This window comes from Variovorax sp. GW531-E2 (genome assembly GCF_059423125.1).
The window spans coordinates 1-16012 of the sequence record NZ_JBWKXQ010000077.1; the positions used below are offsets into that span (position 1 = coordinate 1).

Sequence of the window (16012 nt, forward strand, 5' to 3'; positions counted from 1 at the left end):
GGGGGGTAAGGGGGGGGGAGACATGGCGGAAAAATGGCGAAAAAGACGCGAATTAGAAAAGATCGACTGGAATGGTAGGGCGAATTGCGCGTGGATTTCCGTGAATTCCAGGAGTGCTTCTGTTTATAGGACTGGTCCTATGCAGGCCTTTATTTTTCAGGATTCGGCTGAACCGATGAGCGAGGGTTTCTGAAATTTCCATCTGTATTTTGCAGTCATAGGTGTCGATGAGAAATAAATCATCTATTCGGGTGGAGTAGATCTCCTGCGAACAGATCGCTGGGTCGGCAAGGCTGCCCTGCAAATCGACAGTGACGAGCGGCAGGACCAATAGCCGCGCAATCTTCACGATGAACTGCCAATAGACAAGCACCGCGCGAGCGATTTTCAGACGGGTCCGATTGGATTTTTGAGGCTGAAAGCATAGGATTGAAAAATTACCTTCGTCGCCTCTTTGGCATCTGTGCAAGGGAGCTGGATTGAATGTTTTTTAGAGGTTGTCGATGACGAATATCTTGTGGGTCAAGAAATTGTGGGAATTCCTGCGTGGCAAGCGAATGCAGGCAACCGGCTGCACGCGGCGAAGCGCGTTGTTCGGCGCTTTGGTGCTGGCAAATAAGCCATCGGTCATGGCCCGGACCGACAATTTCTTTTGAGCTGGCGGTCGCATTTGGCCTTGATCAAGATCGCAGGCGGATGGGGCCTCGACCCTTCATGGGGAGCGCGCTCATGCGGATGATCGGACACCGCCTGTCCATGGAGCGCTGCAGGCTCGGCCTGAGCGCCTCCGCCTTCGCGGTGCTCGGCGGCGTCGACGCTTCCGTGCAGGAGGCTTTCGAAAAAGGCGCGCGCCACCCCGACGCGGCCTACCTGGCCACCATGGCCGTCATCGGCATCGACGTGCTGTACGTCGTGACCGGCATGCCCACCTGCACCGAAGACCTGTCGGTGAGCCGCGAGGAGGTGTCGCTGCTGCGCGCCTACCGGACCTCGGACGACGCCGGCAAGAAAGCCGCGCACGCGGCGCTCCAGGCCATCGCGCAGGCCTTCCCGGGCGACATGCTGTCGGCCTCGGGCGCGCGCGCTTCGCAGGCCGCTGCTGCGGCGCCGCCCACCGAAACCGCCTGAGCCTTTCACCTGCGCGCCGCGGCCCCGCCTGCGCAAGACCGGCGGGTAAGATGCCCCGGCGCAGCGCCCGGACCCTCGTCCGCCGGCCACGCCGGCAAGCGAAAGGGAAAAAACAATGGCAATGGACCGCTTCGAAATCCGCGTCGTTCTGGCCGACGACCATCCCGGCATGCTGGCCGGGGTCCGGCACGAGCTGGCGTCGGTCGAGACCCTCACGCTGGTGGGCGAGGCGGCCAACTCGACCGGGCTCATGGCGCTGCTGGAGACCACGCCCTGCGACGTACTGGTGTCCGACTACGCGATGCCGGCCGGCGAGTTCGGCGACGGCGTGCCGCTGTTCAAGCTGGTGAAGCGGCGCTTTCCCGACACGCAGATCGTGGTGATGACCATGCTCGACAACCCGGCGGTGCTGCACTCGCTGGTGTCTAGTGGCATCCGCTGCATCGTGAGCAAGTCGGATGCGGTGGCGCACCTCATCCCCGCCATCCACGCCGCCCGCACCGGGGGCACGTACTACTCGCCGACCATGGACGCGGTGGTGCGCTCCATCGACTGGGAGGTGCGCAGCCGCAACGCCGCGGGCGTGCTGAGCCAGCGCGAGTCGGAGGTGGTGCGGCTGTATGCGTCGGGGCTCACGATCAACGAGATCGCCGAGCAGCTGCATCGCAGCAAGAAGACCATCAGCACGCAAAAGACCAAGGCGATGGAAAAGCTGGGCATCGAGCGCGATGTCGACCTGCTGCGCTATGCGCTCGAGAACGGCCTGACGGCCACGGTGACGGGCGCGCCGCAGGGCTGACCCGCGCGTGGCCTCAGGGCCAGGGCAACGCCGGCAGGCCCGGCGGTGGCGGCGGGGGAGCCGCCGACGTGCTCATGAGCCCCGTCTCCATGCCGTAGCGCACGAGGTCCATGTCGCGCAGGATGCCGAGCTTGGCCATGGCCGAGCCCTTCTGCGTGCTGATGGTCTTCTTGCTGCGGTGCAGCCGCTCGGCAATTTCCGTCACCGTGAGGCCCGACACGAACATGCGCACCACCTCGAGCTCGCGCTTGGAGAGCATGGCGTGCGGCTGGGTGTCGGTGCGGTGCGGCGCGGTGCGCGCGGCGATCTCCGCCATGCTGGGCGACAGGTAGCGTCCGCTCGCGTAGGCCGCATGCACGGCCGGCAGCAGGTGGCTCACCGAGTCCGCCTTGTTCAGGATGCAGGGCACGCCGATGTCCAGCAGCGAATGGATGATGCCGGGGTTGTCCAGCATGGTCATCACCACGATCTTCAGCCGCGGGTAGCGCTGGCGCACCAGCGCGAACAGCGCGATGCCGTCGCCGTGCAGGCCGCCGGGCATGGCGTAGTCGGACACCAGGATCTGGCAGTCGTGCTGCTTGAGCATCTCCATCATCTCGGTGGAGTCGCGCGCGGCGCCCACGACGGTGACCGCCTGGCTTTCGCGCAGCGTGCTCTCGATGCCGATGCGAACGGCGGGATGGTCGTCCGCGATCAGGACGCGGAGATTGAATGGCTTCATGGCGGACCTGTTGAACAAGGAGGGCTGCTGTCGAACTCCCGGCTCCCGGCGTCGGGGACGTCTGAAAAAGGGGCCGGTGGCGGGTGCCTCGGGCGGTGCCAGCAGGGGATGACTGGACTTTAGGAGGGCGTCGGTCCCGCGTTAAGCGGCCTGATCCGATAGCGGGCCGCCAATGCATAGGACCCGTCCTAATTTGTAAGACGCGGGGTGCCCGGGGCTAGGACCGGGAGCATTGGCGGATCGGATCGGGTCCGAAAACGAGTTCGGACCCGTGCAGCTTCAGGTCGCGGCCGCGCCCTCGGGCGCCCGGCGTGCGAGCGCGGCGCGCGCCGCCGGTTCGAAGCGCTCGAAGGCCTGCGCCAGCGCGGGCAGGTCGGCGTCGCGCAGCTGCGCTTCCATCGCGACGCAGTCGGCCGCGAGCCCCGCTTCGTGGATCAGCGCGAAGGCGCCGCGCAGCGAGTGCAGCCCGGCGCCGAGCGCGGCGGTGTCGCCGGCGTCCAGCGCCGCGCGGATGGCCGCCGCGGTGTCGACCAACGACTGCGCGAGCGGCCGGTGCACCGACGCGGGCAGGGTGCCCTGCGCGATGTCCTGCCGCCGGGCGCCGGCCGATGGCGCGGCGTCGGGGTCGTGCAGGGTCAGCTGCCGCACGGTCTGGTCGAGCGTGTCCAGCAGGATGGGCTTGATCAGCGCGGTGTCGATGCCCGCCGATTCGCAGCGCTCGCGTTCGCGCACCGCGACGTCGGCCGTGAGCGCCACGATGGGCACGCGCGAGCCCTGCGCGCGCAGCGCGCGTGCCAGCGTGTAGCCGTCCATGCCCGGCATGTTGATGTCGGTGATGATGAGGTCGTGCCGCCGCCGGGCGAACAGGTCGAGCGCCTGCAGGCCGCCCGAGGCCTGGTCGGAGGTGTAGCCCAGCGCCTCGAGCTGCATCTTCACCAGCTCGCGGTTGGCCGGATGGTCGTCCACCACGAGGATGTGCGCCGTCGGCGCGGCGGTGCCGGCGTCGGCCGCCGGCGCTGCGGGCGCGCGCGGGGGCAGGGCGGGCGCGGCAGGCAAGGGCAGCGTGACCAGGAAGGTGCTCCCCTTGCCCGGCGAACTCACCACCTGGATGTCGCCGCCCATGAGCCCGGCCAGCCGGCGGCACAGCGCCAGCCCCAGGCCGGTGCCGCCGAAGCGGCGCGCGATGCTGCTGTCGGCCTGCGTGAAGGGCTCGAACAGCGCCTTCTGCTGCGCCGCCGTCATGCCGATGCCGGTGTCGCTCACGCCGATCACCACCGGCGAGGCGGGGTCGGCGTCGTCCTTCAGGTAGACCTCGAGCAGCACGTCGCCGGTGTCGGTGAACTTGATCGCGTTGCTCAGCAGGTTCATGAGCAGCTGGCGCAGGCGCGTCGGGTCGCCGAGGTGGTGCGGGGCGAGGGCGTCGTCGATCACGCAATCGAGCGCCAGGCGCTTGGCCTGCGCCAGCGGCGTGAAGACCGCGATCACCTGCCGCGCGGTGTCCGCGAGGTCGAAGCGGATCGACTCCAGCCGCATCTGGTCCGACTCGATCTTCGAGAAGTCGAGGATGTCGTTGATGATGCCCAGCAGCGCGGTCGACGACGACGTCACGGCGCCGAGCCGCTCGTTCTGCGCGGCCGACAGCGGCGAGCGCTGCAGCAGCTCGAGGTTGCCCATGATCGCGTTGAGCGGCGTGCGGATCTCGTGGCTCATCATGGCCAGGAAGGCCGACTTCGCATGGTTGGCCTGGTGCGCGGCCTCGCGCGCGCTTTCGAGTGCACGCTCGGCGTTCTTGCGCGTCGTGATGTCGGAGAAGTTGCACAGCAGCACGTCGCTGCCCTGGTACTTGGTGCGCACCACGCTCACCAGCAGCTCGGTGACCTCGCCGCTGGCCAGCGTCACGGGCAGTTCCAGGTCGGGCAGCCATTCGGGAGCGCCGGGGGCGTCGTCGTACAGGCGCAGCAGGCGTTGCGGCAACGGCGGATCTTCGGGGCGCGCGTTGTCGGTGCAGGCCTGCATCACCTGGTTCTGCAGCAGCACCTCGCCCGAGGGGTAGCGCAGCAGCGCCAGGCCCGAGGGCGTGGTCGCGACCATGGTGCGGTTGAGGTTCTCGCTCTCCACGATGCGCTGGGAGCGCGCATAGCCGGGTCGGAACACCTTGCGATCGAGCAGGAGCAGCGCGGCCCAGACGAAGGCGATGAGCAGCAGCATGGCGCCCGCATAGAGTGCCAGCCGCAGGCCCAGCTCGGACGCGATGGTGCGCCACGAAAAGGCGTAGAGGTAGGTCCAGTCGGCGTCGGCGATCGGAGCGCGCAGCGTGAAGAGGCCATCGCGGAACTGCAGCGTGGCGCCATTGGCGGCCAGCGACGGCTGCGAGAGCTGCAGCGCGCGCGCCTGCAGGCCCTCGGTGCCGCTGGGGCCGTGCGTTTCGGCGATCACCCGACCCGACGGGTCCACGAACATCGAGGCCTCGTCGTGGCGCTCGTTCGACAGGTGCGCGGTGATGATGTCCAGCGGGTAGTCGTTCACCAGCACGACGAAGGGCTTGCCGTCGTGGAAGCCGGGCTGCGCCAGCCGCAGCACCGTCTCGCCGGTGAAGGGGCTCACGGCCGGCGGCAGCCACACGGCCGTGCCGCTGTCGCGCAGGCGGGCGACGACGGCCGGGTCGCTCAGGTCGCCGAGCTCGGGCGGCGCGATGCGCTGGAGCAGGTCTTCGGTGGTGCGCGCGCCGTGGCGTTCGAACAGGTCGGCCGCGGCGGGGGCCGGCACCACGGCCAGGAAGCGCAGGTCGGGCGCATAGAAATAGCTGGAGTGCAGCGTCAGCGTCTTCGTGTAGGCCGCCGAGCGGTAGCCGACCTCTTCGGCCAGCCCGAGGTACTGCGCGAAGCTGTCGGCCGGGCGCTGCGCCGAGAGGTCGCCCAGCAGCAGCATCGGCGGGAAGTCCTTGTTGCTGGGCAGCACCAGCCGGCCGTCGTGCGCGGCGAAGGCGTCGACCAGCGACTGCGGCGCGCGTGCGCGCCGCTCCCAGGCGCCTTCCTCGTGAAAGATGTTGATCCGCGCCGAGCCCTGGCGCACGAAGAGTTCGAGGTGAAGCAGCGCCTTGCGCGCATTGAACTCGGCCTGCCGCTCGGCGACGTAGTCGCGCACCTGCGACGAGAGCATCACGCCGGTGGCGGCCAGCAGCACGAGCGAGGTGACGGCGCCGCCCACGTACAGCAGCGCGCGCTGGTAGCGGTTCAGCAGGCTGATCACACCGCGTGGGGTGGCGCGCGACGCGCCGAAGCCGAAGAAACGCGGGAGATCGCTGGGCATCATGGCATCCGTGTGACCGGTGCGGGCGGGAAGAAGATGCCCGCGATGGTAGGGCACTGCCGCGCGCGCGGGCGCACCGCGGGGGCGGGCGCGATGCACGCAGGCGGGGCGCATCGGGTGATCGCTGTATCAAGAAATGTCGACATTGGTGCAAACACCGTGGTTGACAGATCGTTTGTCGCAGACCATCGGCGGCCAGATCGCGAGCCGGACGGGCAGGCCGGATGGCACGCAATTTGCACAAGGCACGCCATGACAGCCAGCTCGCCGCGCACCTCCGCCAAGGCCCCCAAGGTCACCCGCATCGACCGCGACAACGACAGCACCGTGCAGTCGCTCACGCGCGCCATGCAGCTGCTCGAACTCCTGGCCGAAGACGACGAGGGCTTCCGGCTGGTCGACATCGCGGCGCACACGGGCCTGTCGTCGTCCACCGCGCACCGGCTGCTCACCACGCTCGAGCAGCGGCGCTTCGTGCAGTTCGATCGCGAGACGAATCTCTGGTACGTGGGCGTGCGCTGCTTCTCGGTGGGCGCGGCCTTCGGGCGCCGCCGGCGCATCGCGCACCTGGCGCTGCCGGTGATGCGCCGGCTGCGCGACAGCACGGGCGAGAGCATCAACCTGGGCATCGCCGACCTGGGCGACATCGTGTTCGTCACGCAAGTGGAGAGCCGCGAACTCATGCGCGCCATCGGCAAGCCGGGCTTCCGTGCGCCGCTGCATGGCACCGCGATGGGGCAGGCGATCCTGGCGGCGATGTCGGAAGACGACGTGCTGCAGTACCTGCGCACCTACGGCCTGCCCAAGCTCACGAACAACACGATCGCGCGCGCCTCGCGGCTGCATGAAACGCTGGGCGAAGTGCGCCGCGCGGGCCATGCGATCGACGACGAGCAGAACGCCGTCGGCCTGCGCTGCATTGCCGCCGCCATCCGCGACGAGCACGGCCAGCCCTTCGGGGCGATCTCGCTGGTCGGCCCGACGCAGCGCATCAAGAGCACCGACTTCCCGCACCTGGGCGCCACCGTGCGCGCCGCCGCCGACGAGATCACCGCCGCCTACGGCGGGCGCGCCCGCTGAGGCGCGCGCATTCCACTGGCGCAGCGCGCCAAGTGCTTGATTCCTAAGCCGTTTTTCCGACTGTCCCGCGCAGCGGGATAGTCCGCTGCGCGCGTGCGGCGCGCGCTCCAATGGCTTGCCCTTCAACCGCATCTCCTTGCACAAAACCATGAAAACATTGCTTCCACAGCACGGCATCAGCCGAACGCTGACGCGGGTTTGCGACTGGACCGTGATCGCCTGCGGCTGGTGGCTGATCGCGCTGTCCGTCATGACCTGCGTCGAAATGCTCGGCCGCAAGGTGTTCTCGTTCAGCCTTCAGGGCATCGACGAGATCGGCTCCTACACCTACGGCATCGTCGGCGCCTTCGGCTTCGCCTACACGCTGATCACGCGCAGCCACACGCGGGTCGACTTCCTGCTGTCGCGCTTCTCGGTCGGCACGCGCGCGCTGCTCAACATGCTCGCGATGGTGAGCCTCGCACTGCTGGCGGTGCTGTGCCTCTGGCGCGGCTACAACGTCGTGGTCGAGAGCATCGAACTGCAAAGCACGGCCGCCACGCCGCTCGCCACGCCGATGTGGATTCCACAATCGATCTGGCTCGGCGGCTACCTGATGTTCGCGCTGGTCGCGGCCTGGGCGGCCTTCGATGCGCTGCGCCTGTTCGTGCGGCGCCGCACGGGCGAGCTCAACGAGCGCTTCGGGCCGCAGACGCTCGAGGAAGAGATCGAGGCCGAGACCGAGGTCCAGATCAAGAGCCCGGCGCAGGCGTCGACCGCGCATGCCGCCACCGCCAGCGTCACCAACGCCACCGGAGTCGCCTCGTGATCGGGCCGCTCGAAATCCTGGCCGGCCTGGCCATCATGCTGGGCCTGATGTTCCTGGGCTTCCATGTCGCGACCACGATGCTGGTCGTCGGCCTGCTCGGGTCGCTGATCCACTTCGGCATGCCCGCCATCAACGCCGTGGGCGAGCAGCTCTGGGCGGCCGGCGAAGACTACCTGCTGCTGTCGATCCCGCTGTACATCCTGCTGGGCGAGATCCTGATGCGCGGCGGCGCCACCGACAAGATGTACCAGTCGCTGGGCCAGTGGCTCAACCGGATGCCGGGCGGGCTGCTGCACACCAACATCGGCGCCTCGGCGCTGTTTTCCGCGGTGTCGGGCTCGTCGGTGGCCACCGCGGCCACCATCTCGACCGTCGCGCTGCCCGCCTTCAAGAACCGCAACTACGACCAGCGGATGGTGCTGGGCACCATCGCCGCCGGCGCCAGCCTGGGCAACCTGATTCCGCCCGGGGTGGCTTTCATCATCTACGGCTCGATGACCAACACCTCGGCGGCGCGGCTGTACATGGCCGGCATCCTGCCCGGCGCGATCATGACGGTGCTGTTCCTGCTCACGATCCTGGCGATCTGCGTGTGGCGGCCGTCGGTGGCGGGCATCCGCGAGGGCCGCACCGCACTCGCGGAGAAGCTGCGCCACTCGGTGCACCTGCTGGGCCCGCTGGCCGTGTTCGCGGTGGTGATGGGCGGCATCTACACGGGCTGGGCCACTGTGACCGAAAGCGCGGCGCTGGGCGTGATCGTCTGCCTGCCCATCGCGGCGGGCTACCGCAAGCTGAACGTTTCGATGCTGCACGAGTGCTTCCGCTCGACCATGCGGCTCACCGCGATGACGGCGCTCATCCTCGTGGCGGCGCTGTACCTGAACTTCGTGCTCTCGATGCTGGGCGTGCCGCAGGCGCTGGCCAGCCTCATCAAGTCGGCCGACGTGTCGCCCATCATGCTGCTGTGGATGCTGGCAGCGCTGTACCTGGTGCTGGGCATCGCGCTGGAGACGATGCCGATGCTGGTCGGCACGCTGCCGGTGGTGTTCCCCATCGTGCAGGCCGCGGGCATCGACCCCGTGTTCTTCGGCGTCTTCATGGTGCTGATGTGCGAGATCTCGCTGATCAGCCCGCCGATCGGCATGACGCTCTACGTGATCCAGGGCGTGCGTGGCGAAGGCTCGATCAATGACGTGTTCCAGGGCACCTTGCCCTTCTTCGTCGCCATGGTCGTGATGACCGCGATCCTGATCCACAACCCCTGGATCGCGACCTACCTGCCGAACCTGCTGTTCGGCAAGTGACGGCACTTTTTCCTCCCGCTCTCGAACCACCTTTCAACCTTTCAAGGAGTCAGGCATGCAACTGAAATTCGTTCTCCCGCTGATCGCGGCCACCCTCGCGCTGGCGCTGCCGGCGCATGCGGACAACGCCCGCCTGCGCGTGGCCGGCAACCTGGTGGCCACCGGGCTGATCCAGCAGACCAAGGAGCAACCCTTCTTCGAGAACTTCGCGAAGAACACGGGGCTGCCGATCGACGCCGACTACAAGCCGATGGACGTGCTGGGCGTGAAGGACGCCGACGGCCTGCGCGTGCTGAAGTCGGGCCTGTTCGACATCGTCACCCTGCGCCTGGCGCAGGTGTCGCGCGACGAGCCCTTCTTCCTCGGGCCCGACATCGTGGGCCTGTCGACCGACTACGAGGTGGCGCGCAAGGTGGTCGATGCCTACCGCGACGCCTTCGACAAGCGGCTGCAGGAGCGCCACGGCGGCAAGCTGCTGGGCATCTATCCCTTCGGCCCGCAGGTGGTGTTCTGCAAGGTCGCGATCGGTGGCCTGGCGGACCTGAAGGGCAAGAAGGTGCGCGTGTACGACCAGTCGCTCGCCAAGTTCATCGAGAAGCTCGGCGGCATCCCCGTGACCATTCCCTTTGGCGAGACGCAGCAGGCGCTGGAGCGCGGCGTGACCGACTGCGCCATCACCGGCCCGAGCTCGGCCAACTCGGCCGGCTGGCCCGAGGTCACCACGCACTTCATGCCGATCGGCTTCCAGATCGCGCTCAACGCTTATGCGATCAACCTGCAGAAGTGGAACGCGCTGAGCGCCGAGCAGAAGGTGAAGCTCACCGACGCCTTCCGCAAGTTCGAGACCGAGGTGTGGGGCTACTCGAAGGAACTGTTCGACGATGCGTCGCGCTGCAATGTCGGCAAGGAGCCGTGCAAGACCGTCAAGAAGTTCGCGATGAAGGACGTGCCGGTGAAGCCGGGCGACCAGCAGATGATCCGCGACGCGCTGACCACGGTGTCGCTGCCGATCTGGAGCGAACTCTGCGACAAGTCCTACGACAAGTGCTCGGCCACCTGGAAGCAGGTCGTCGGCCCCGTGGTCGGTCTCAAGTAGCCCGGTATGCCATCGCTCTGGCAACTCACCGCGACCGAGCTCGCCGCAGGCTTTCGCGATGCGTCGTTCACCCCGACCGATGCGCTGCACGCCTGCCTGCAGCGCAGCGCCGAGGTCAACCCGCGCCTGAATGCGCTCATCACGCTCGACAGCGAAGGCGCCACGCACGCGGCCGAGCAGAGCAGCGCGCGCTGGCGCAGCGGCCGGGCGTTGGGCGCGCTCGACGGCGTGCCCGTCACCATCAAGGACAACCTGCAGGTGCGCGGCCTGCCGACGCACTGGGGCAGCCGCGCGCTGGCCGGCGTCGTGGCCGAGCGCGACGAGCTGCCGGTGGCCAGGCTGCGCGAAGCCGGCGCCGTGATCTTCGGCAAGACCAACGTGCCCGAGTTCACGATGCAGGGCTACACCGACAACCCGGTGTTCGGCCCCACCGGCAACCCGTGGGACCCGGCGCTCACGCCGGGCGGTTCGTCGGGCGGCGCGGTGGCGCTGGTGGCCGCGGGCGGCTGCCCCATTGCGCTGGGCACCGACGGCGGCGGCTCCATCCGCCGGCCGGCCTCGCACACCAACCTCGTCGGCTTCAAGCCCTCGCGCGCCCGCGTGCCGCGCGGCGACGGGCTGCCGCCGATCTTCCTGGGCTTCGAGGTCGCGGGCCCGATCGCGCGCAGCGTGGCCGACGTGGCGGCGGTGATGCAGGTGATCGGCGATCGGCCGGTGGAGGAGGGCGCGGGCCCGCGACGCGCGCGCATTCTCTTCATTCCGCGCTTCGGCGATCACCCGGTCGATCCGCAGATCGCGGCGCTCACTGAAGCCGCCGCGCGCCACATGGCCGAACTCGGCCACGAGGTGACGACGGCGCAGGACTTCGGCATCGCCGAGGCGGTCAACCAGCGATGGCCGCTGCTGGCGCAGGTCGGGCTGGCCTGGCTGGTGGCGCATCCGCAGGAGCTGTCGAGCCGGCCTTTCGACGCGTCGCTGTTCGGCCCCGCGATGCAGGCGAACGCCGAGAACGGCCGCAAGGCCAGCGCGAGCGAGCTGTTCGAGCTGCTGTACGAGGCCGAGCGGCTGCGCAACACACTCGCGCAGCTGTTCGACCGCTACGACTTCCTGCTCACGCCGGCCGCCGCCGCGCTGCCCTGGCCCGCCGGCGAGACGCATCCCACGCGCATCGACGGGCGCGAGGTCGGCCCGCGCGGCCATGCGGTGTTCGCCGGCTTCGCGAACGCCGTGGGCCTGCCCGCCATCGCACTGCCCTGCGGCTTTGCGGGGCCACTGCCGGTCGGCGTGCAGCTCGTTGCACGCGAAGGCGCGGACGACGCCTTGCTCGCGCTCGCGCGTTCGTTCGAACAGGCCCATCCGTGGCGGCGCTTCCCCGCGTTGTGACGCTGGCCGAGGCCGTGGCGGCGCAGCTCGCGCCGGCCGAGGCCGCGCAGGCGCTGTGCCGCGCGCGGCGCGACGGGCGGCGCGTGATGTCGGCGCTGCTGCCGTCGCACGACCGGCACGCCGCCTATGCGATCCAGGACGCGACGCTGGCGGCGCTTGGTGCGGTCGGCGGCTGGAAGGTCGGCGCGAGCGCGCCGGGCCGCGAGCCCGTGTGCGCGCCGCTGCCGGCCGAGGGGCTGGTGCCCGGCGGCGCGTCGCTGGTCGGCGCGGCATGGCATCTGCGCGGCGTCGAGGCCGAGCTCGCGTTCCGCCTCGGCGCCGACCTGCCTTCGCGTGCGTTGCCCTATACGCGCGACGAGGTCGCCGGTGCCATCGACGCGGTGCTGCCCGTGATCGAGGTGGCGGAGACCCGGCTGATCGACTGGCTCGACGCCAGTCCCTCAGCGCTGCTGGCCGACCTGCTGTGCCACGGCGGCCTCGTGCTCGGCGAGCCCGCGCCTTTCGAGCGTGCGTGGCTCGACCTGGCACAGACCGAGGTCGTGATGCATTTCGACGCGCAGGTCGTCGCCCACACGGTCGGGGAGCACACGCACCCCGATGTCGGCGCGCTGCTCGTGTGGCTGGCCAACGAAGGCGCGGCGCGGGGCCAGGGCCTGCGGGCCGGCCAGGTCGTGACGACCGGTTCGTGCACCGGCATGTTGTTCGCCTCGCAGGGCACGGCCGTGCGGGCGGAAGTGAAGGGGCTCGCGCCATTGCACGCGCGCTTCTGAATTTTTTCCTGGGATCACTGGAGGAACCCGATATGTCCCATTCCACGATCGACGCGGTGGCGCAGGCGCTGGTGCGTGCGCGCGGCACGCACGTCGCGTGCCCGGCGGCAGAGGTGGCCGGAGGGCTCGCGCAGGCCGACGAGGCCTACGCCGTGCAGCAGCAGGTGGCGCAGGCGCTCGGCTGGTTCGATGCGGCGCCGCCCCGGTACTGGAAGGCCGGCGGCCCGTCGCGCGATGCCGTGCTGACGCATGCGCCGCTGCCGCCGCGCGGCGTGTGGACCAGCCCGGCCACGGCCGGCGACTGGCCGTTCCACCTGCGGGGCATCGAGGCCGAGATCGCGCTGCGCATCGGGCGCGACGTCGATGCGGCATCGGCAGCGACGCTGGCTGTCGACAGCGCTCGCGCGCAGGTCGACGCCATGACGGTCTCGATCGAGATCGTCGATTCCCGCTGGCAGGAGGCCCTCGACGCGCCCGCACTGTGCAAGCTGGCCGACCTGCAATCGCACGGCGCGCTGGTGCTCGGCGAGTGGGTGCCGTTCGTGGCCCGCGACTGGGCCGCGCAAGCGTGCGAGGTGCGCATCGGCGCGCGCGCGAGCGTGGTGCGCCGCGGCACGCATTCGCTCGGCGACCCCGCCTGGCTGCTGCCCGCGTGGCTGCGCCATGCCACGCGCCACGGCCAGACCGTCGCGGCCGGCACCGTGGTCACGACCGGCACCTGGGTCGGCATTCTCGAAGCGGGCGAGGGCGACCTCGTCACCGCCGAATTCCCGGGCATCGGCCACGCGTCGGTGCAGCTCTAGCCCTTTCCACAACCCATCCAGAACGGAGACAACCCCCATGATCGCGCTCGACAACCACCCCAGCGGCCGCCACTTCCTGCAGATTCCGGGCCCCAGCCCCGTGCCCGACCGCATCCTGCGGGCCATCAGCCTGCCGACCATCGACCACCGCGGGCCCGAGTTCGCCACGCTGGGCAAGAAGGTCATCGGCGGGCTGCAGCAGGTGTTCCAGACCCGGCACCCGGTCGTCGTCTATCCCGCGTCGGGCACCGGCGCCTGGGAGGCGGCGCTGGTCAACGTGATGAGCCCGGGCGACCACGTGCTGATGTTCGAGACCGGCCACTTCGCGACGCTGTGGCAGAAGATGGCGCGCCGGCTCGGTCTGGAGCCCGAGTTCCTCGCGCTCGAAGGCAGCGACGAGACCGGCCTGCCGCGCAGTTGGCGCCACGGCGTGCAGGCCGACCTGATCGAGCAGCGCCTGCGCCAGGACACCACGCATCACATCAAGGCCGTGTGCGTGGTGCACAACGAGACCTCGACGGGCGTCACCTCCGACATCGCCGCGGTGCGCCGCGCGATCGATGCGGCGGGCCATCCGGCGCTGCTGATGGTCGACACCATCTCGGGCCTGGCGAGCGCCGACTACCGGCACGACGAGTGGGGCGTGGACGTCACGGTCAGCGGCTCGCAGAAGGGCCTCATGCTGCCGCCGGGCATCAGCTTCAACGCGGTGTCGCCCAAGGCGCTCGAGGTGGCGAAGACGGCGCGCCTGCCCAAGGCCTTCTGGGCCTGGGACGAGATCATCGAGATGAACCAGGGCGGCTACTGGCCCTACACGCCGAGCACGAACCTGCTGTACGGCCTGAGCGAGGCGCTGGACATGGTGCTCGAGCAGGGCCTGCCCGTGATCTTCGCGCGCCACCAGCGCTGGGGCCGCGGCGTGCGCGCCGCCGTGCAGGCCTGGGGCTTGCCGACGCAGTGCGCCGACGAGCGCGTGCACTCGCCCGTGCTGACCGGCGTCATCACGCCGCAGGGCGTCGATGCCGACGCGCTGCGCCGCCTCATCCACCAGCGCTTCGATCTCTCGCTGGGCGCGGGCTTGGGCAAGCTGCGGGGCCGCATGTTCCGCATTGGCCACCTGGGCGACTGCAACGACCTCACGCTGATGGCCGCATTGACCGGCATCGAGATGGGTTTCAAGCTGGCGGGCGTGCCGGTGGCCGGCAGCGGGGTGCTGGCGGCCATGGCGTACTTTGCGCAAACACCGGCCGCCGACGCCGCCTGATCCCCCGGGAAGGGGCTGCGGTCTAGGTGTTTCCCATTATCGTCAACAAGATTGTCAACATTAATGTTGACGTTAATTTCGACAAAGCCTAAATTCCGCTCCACAGCCTCGGTGGTGCACTGGACCGGACCAGCCCGACCCGCGACTGCAAAGTTCGCCAGCGTGCCGGGTCGTTTCCTTGCAAGCTGGCATCCGTGCCACTGCAAGGAGACAAACCGATGCAAAACACCATGACGGACGGCGCCAAGGCGACCGCCGCAGCGCCCGACGCCGCCCTCCAGCCCACCAAGGTGCGCTGGAAGATCTTCCTGATGATGTTGTTCCTGATCTCGATCAACTACATCGACCGGGCCTCGCTCTCGGTGGCCATGCCGCTGATCGCCAAGGAGTTCGACATCGGCCCGGCCGTGCAGGGCCTGCTGCTCAGCTCCTTTTTCTGGACCTATGCGCTGATGCAGATTCCGGGCGGCATGCTGGCCGACCGCTTCGGCCCGCGCGTCGTCATCGCCGGCGCCACCGTGGGCTGGGGCTTCTTCCAGGCCATCGCCGCGGCCTGCACCGGCTGGGTGCCCCTGCTGCTCACGCGGCTGGGCCTGGGCGCGGCCGAGGCGCCGATCTATCCGGCGGGCGGCAAGCTCAACGGCATCTGGATGACGCAGACCGAACGCGGGCGCGGCGCCACCTTGCTCGACGGCGGCGCGCCCCTGGGTGCGGCGCTGGGCGCGATCCTGATCTCGGCGCTGATCGCCGTGCTCGGCTCGTGGCGCCTGGCCTTCGTGATCGCCGGTGTCGGCACCGTCATCGCCGGCTACTTCGCCTGGCGCTACATCCGCAACCATCCGCGCCAGCATCCCGATGTGAACGAGGCCGAGGCGCGCTACATCGAGGCCAGCCACGCCGCCGACGCCGCCAAGGAATCGGCCAATGCCAGCGGCCGGGTGCTCGACTTCTTCCGCTACCGCTCGGTGTGGGGCATGTTCTTCGGCTGGATGTGCTTCAACGCGCTGTTCTACGGCCTGCTCACCTGGATGCCCAACTACCTGTCGAAGGTGCACGGCTTCGACATCAAGCAGATGGGCGGCGCGGTGTTCATCATGTTCTTCTCGGGCTTCGTCGGCGAAATGTTCGGCGGCTGGCTGGCCGACAAGTGGATGGCGGCCGGCGCGTCGCAGAGCAAGGTGCTGCGCACGCTGTTCGGCATCTCGTCGATCATCGCGACCATCGCCATCTTCATGGTGACGCGGATCACGGACCCGGTCGCCGTGGTCGTGCTGCTGTCGGTCACGCTGTTCTTCCTGCGCTGGTGCGGCCTGTTCTGGTGCGTGCCGTCGATCCTCGGCACGCGCGCCCGGGTCGGCTTCCTGGGCGGCACGATGAACCTGGGCGGCAACGTGGCGGGCATCGGCGTGCCGATCGTGGTCGGCCTGATCGTGCAGGCCACGGGCTCGTACTTCATGGCGCTGATGCTGTTCACCGCAGCCGGTGCGGGCCTGTTCGTCTGCTCGACGATGCTGATCGACTACAGCAAGAAGCTGCCGGTCTGAGGC

At 69.1% G+C, this 16012-nt stretch carries 15 protein-coding genes; 13 read left to right on the plus strand and 2 right to left on the minus strand.

Annotation, left to right across the window (positions count from 1 at the left end):
* From AC07XP_RS28985 to AC07XP_RS29000, 4 genes are all read left to right on the plus strand, one after another.
* A partial coding sequence (locus tag AC07XP_RS28985; protein WP_495266608.1) for a hypothetical protein occupies window positions 1-193 on the plus strand: 193 nt, incomplete at its 5' end.
* Window positions 194-503: 310 nt separating this feature from the next.
* Entirely contained in the window at window positions 504-656 is a 153-nt protein-coding gene (locus tag AC07XP_RS28990) for a hypothetical protein (RefSeq protein ID WP_495266609.1), read from the plus strand.
* Window positions 657-729: 73 nt separating this feature from the next.
* A complete protein-coding gene (locus AC07XP_RS28995) occupies window positions 730-1128 on the plus strand; it encodes a helix-turn-helix domain-containing protein (RefSeq protein ID WP_495266610.1) in 399 nt (132 codons plus the stop codon).
* Between the two features lie 121 nt (window positions 1129-1249).
* Window positions 1250-1927: a response regulator gene (locus tag AC07XP_RS29000; protein WP_070060780.1), complete on the plus strand. Its 678-nt coding sequence runs from the start codon at window positions 1250-1252 to the stop codon at window positions 1925-1927.
* 13 nt (window positions 1928-1940) lie between these two features.
* Here the strand turns inward: AC07XP_RS29000 and AC07XP_RS29005 are convergent, their stop codons facing one another.
* Entirely contained in the window at window positions 1941-2648 is a 708-nt protein-coding gene (locus AC07XP_RS29005; RefSeq protein ID WP_062470253.1) for a response regulator, read from the minus strand.
* Between the two features lie 279 nt (window positions 2649-2927).
* Complete coding sequence (locus tag AC07XP_RS29010; RefSeq protein WP_495266611.1) at window positions 2928-5957, minus strand: hybrid sensor histidine kinase/response regulator; 3030 nt, start codon at window positions 5955-5957, stop codon at window positions 2928-2930.
* A 252-nt stretch (window positions 5958-6209) separates the two neighbouring features.
* Between AC07XP_RS29010 and AC07XP_RS29015 the strand changes: the two genes are divergently transcribed.
* The 9 genes from AC07XP_RS29015 (at window position 6210) to AC07XP_RS29055 (ending at window position 16009) form a co-directional block, all read left to right on the plus strand.
* Entirely contained in the window at window positions 6210-7037 is an 828-nt protein-coding gene (locus tag AC07XP_RS29015; RefSeq protein ID WP_159271724.1) for an IclR family transcriptional regulator, read from the plus strand.
* A 148-nt stretch (window positions 7038-7185) separates the two neighbouring features.
* Window positions 7186-7845, plus strand: coding sequence for a TRAP transporter small permease subunit (locus tag AC07XP_RS29020; protein WP_495266612.1), 660 nt, complete (start codon window positions 7186-7188; stop codon window positions 7843-7845).
* Complete coding sequence (locus AC07XP_RS29025; RefSeq protein WP_062482466.1) at window positions 7842-9149, plus strand: TRAP transporter large permease; 1308 nt, start codon at window positions 7842-7844, stop codon at window positions 9147-9149. Before AC07XP_RS29020 ends, AC07XP_RS29025 begins: the two co-directional genes overlap by 4 nt.
* Window positions 9150-9204: 55 nt before the next feature.
* Window positions 9205-10245: a TRAP transporter substrate-binding protein gene (locus AC07XP_RS29030; RefSeq protein ID WP_495266613.1), complete on the plus strand. Its 1041-nt coding sequence runs from the start codon at window positions 9205-9207 to the stop codon at window positions 10243-10245.
* Between the two features lie 6 nt (window positions 10246-10251).
* On the plus strand, window positions 10252-11628 hold the full coding sequence (locus AC07XP_RS29035) for an amidase (protein ID WP_495266614.1): 1377 nt from the start codon (window positions 10252-10254) through the stop codon (window positions 11626-11628).
* Window positions 11604-12398 carry a 2-keto-4-pentenoate hydratase gene (locus AC07XP_RS29040; protein WP_495266615.1) on the plus strand — a complete coding sequence of 265 codons (795 nt, stop codon included), beginning with the start codon at window positions 11604-11606 and terminating at the stop codon, window positions 12396-12398. The genes AC07XP_RS29035 and AC07XP_RS29040 overlap by 25 nt, the downstream gene beginning before the upstream one ends.
* A 32-nt stretch (window positions 12399-12430) precedes the next feature.
* Window positions 12431-13201: a fumarylacetoacetate hydrolase family protein gene (locus AC07XP_RS29045; RefSeq protein ID WP_495266616.1), complete on the plus strand. Its 771-nt coding sequence runs from the start codon at window positions 12431-12433 to the stop codon at window positions 13199-13201.
* A gap of 37 nt (window positions 13202-13238) precedes the next feature.
* Entirely contained in the window at window positions 13239-14465 is a 1227-nt protein-coding gene (locus AC07XP_RS29050; RefSeq protein ID WP_495266617.1) for a pyridoxal-phosphate-dependent aminotransferase family protein, read from the plus strand.
* Between the two features lie 218 nt (window positions 14466-14683).
* Window positions 14684-16009: an MFS transporter gene (locus AC07XP_RS29055; RefSeq protein WP_062482552.1), complete on the plus strand. Its 1326-nt coding sequence runs from the start codon at window positions 14684-14686 to the stop codon at window positions 16007-16009.
* Window positions 16010-16012: the final 3 nt, after the last annotated feature.

Coding starts and splice junctions, on each gene's coding strand:
- AC07XP_RS28990 (WP_495266609.1), top strand. CDS start 504: ATGACGAATATCTTGTGGGTCAAGAAATTGTGGGAATTCCTGCGTGGC.
- AC07XP_RS28995 (WP_495266610.1), top strand. CDS start 730: ATGCGGATGATCGGACACCGCCTGTCCATGGAGCGCTGCAGGCTCGGC.
- AC07XP_RS29000 (WP_070060780.1), top strand. CDS start 1,250: ATGGACCGCTTCGAAATCCGCGTCGTTCTGGCCGACGACCATCCCGGC.
- AC07XP_RS29005 (WP_062470253.1), bottom strand. CDS start 2,648: ATGAAGCCATTCAATCTCCGCGTCCTGATCGCGGACGACCATCCCGCC.
- AC07XP_RS29010 (WP_495266611.1), bottom strand. CDS start 5,957: ATGCCCAGCGATCTCCCGCGTTTCTTCGGCTTCGGCGCGTCGCGCGCC.
- AC07XP_RS29015 (WP_159271724.1), top strand. CDS start 6,210: ATGACAGCCAGCTCGCCGCGCACCTCCGCCAAGGCCCCCAAGGTCACC.
- AC07XP_RS29020 (WP_495266612.1), top strand. CDS start 7,186: ATGAAAACATTGCTTCCACAGCACGGCATCAGCCGAACGCTGACGCGG.
- AC07XP_RS29030 (WP_495266613.1), top strand. CDS start 9,205: ATGCAACTGAAATTCGTTCTCCCGCTGATCGCGGCCACCCTCGCGCTG.
- AC07XP_RS29035 (WP_495266614.1), top strand. CDS start 10,252: ATGCCATCGCTCTGGCAACTCACCGCGACCGAGCTCGCCGCAGGCTTT.
- AC07XP_RS29045 (WP_495266616.1), top strand. CDS start 12,431: ATGTCCCATTCCACGATCGACGCGGTGGCGCAGGCGCTGGTGCGTGCG.
- AC07XP_RS29050 (WP_495266617.1), top strand. CDS start 13,239: ATGATCGCGCTCGACAACCACCCCAGCGGCCGCCACTTCCTGCAGATT.
- AC07XP_RS29055 (WP_062482552.1), top strand. CDS start 14,684: ATGCAAAACACCATGACGGACGGCGCCAAGGCGACCGCCGCAGCGCCC.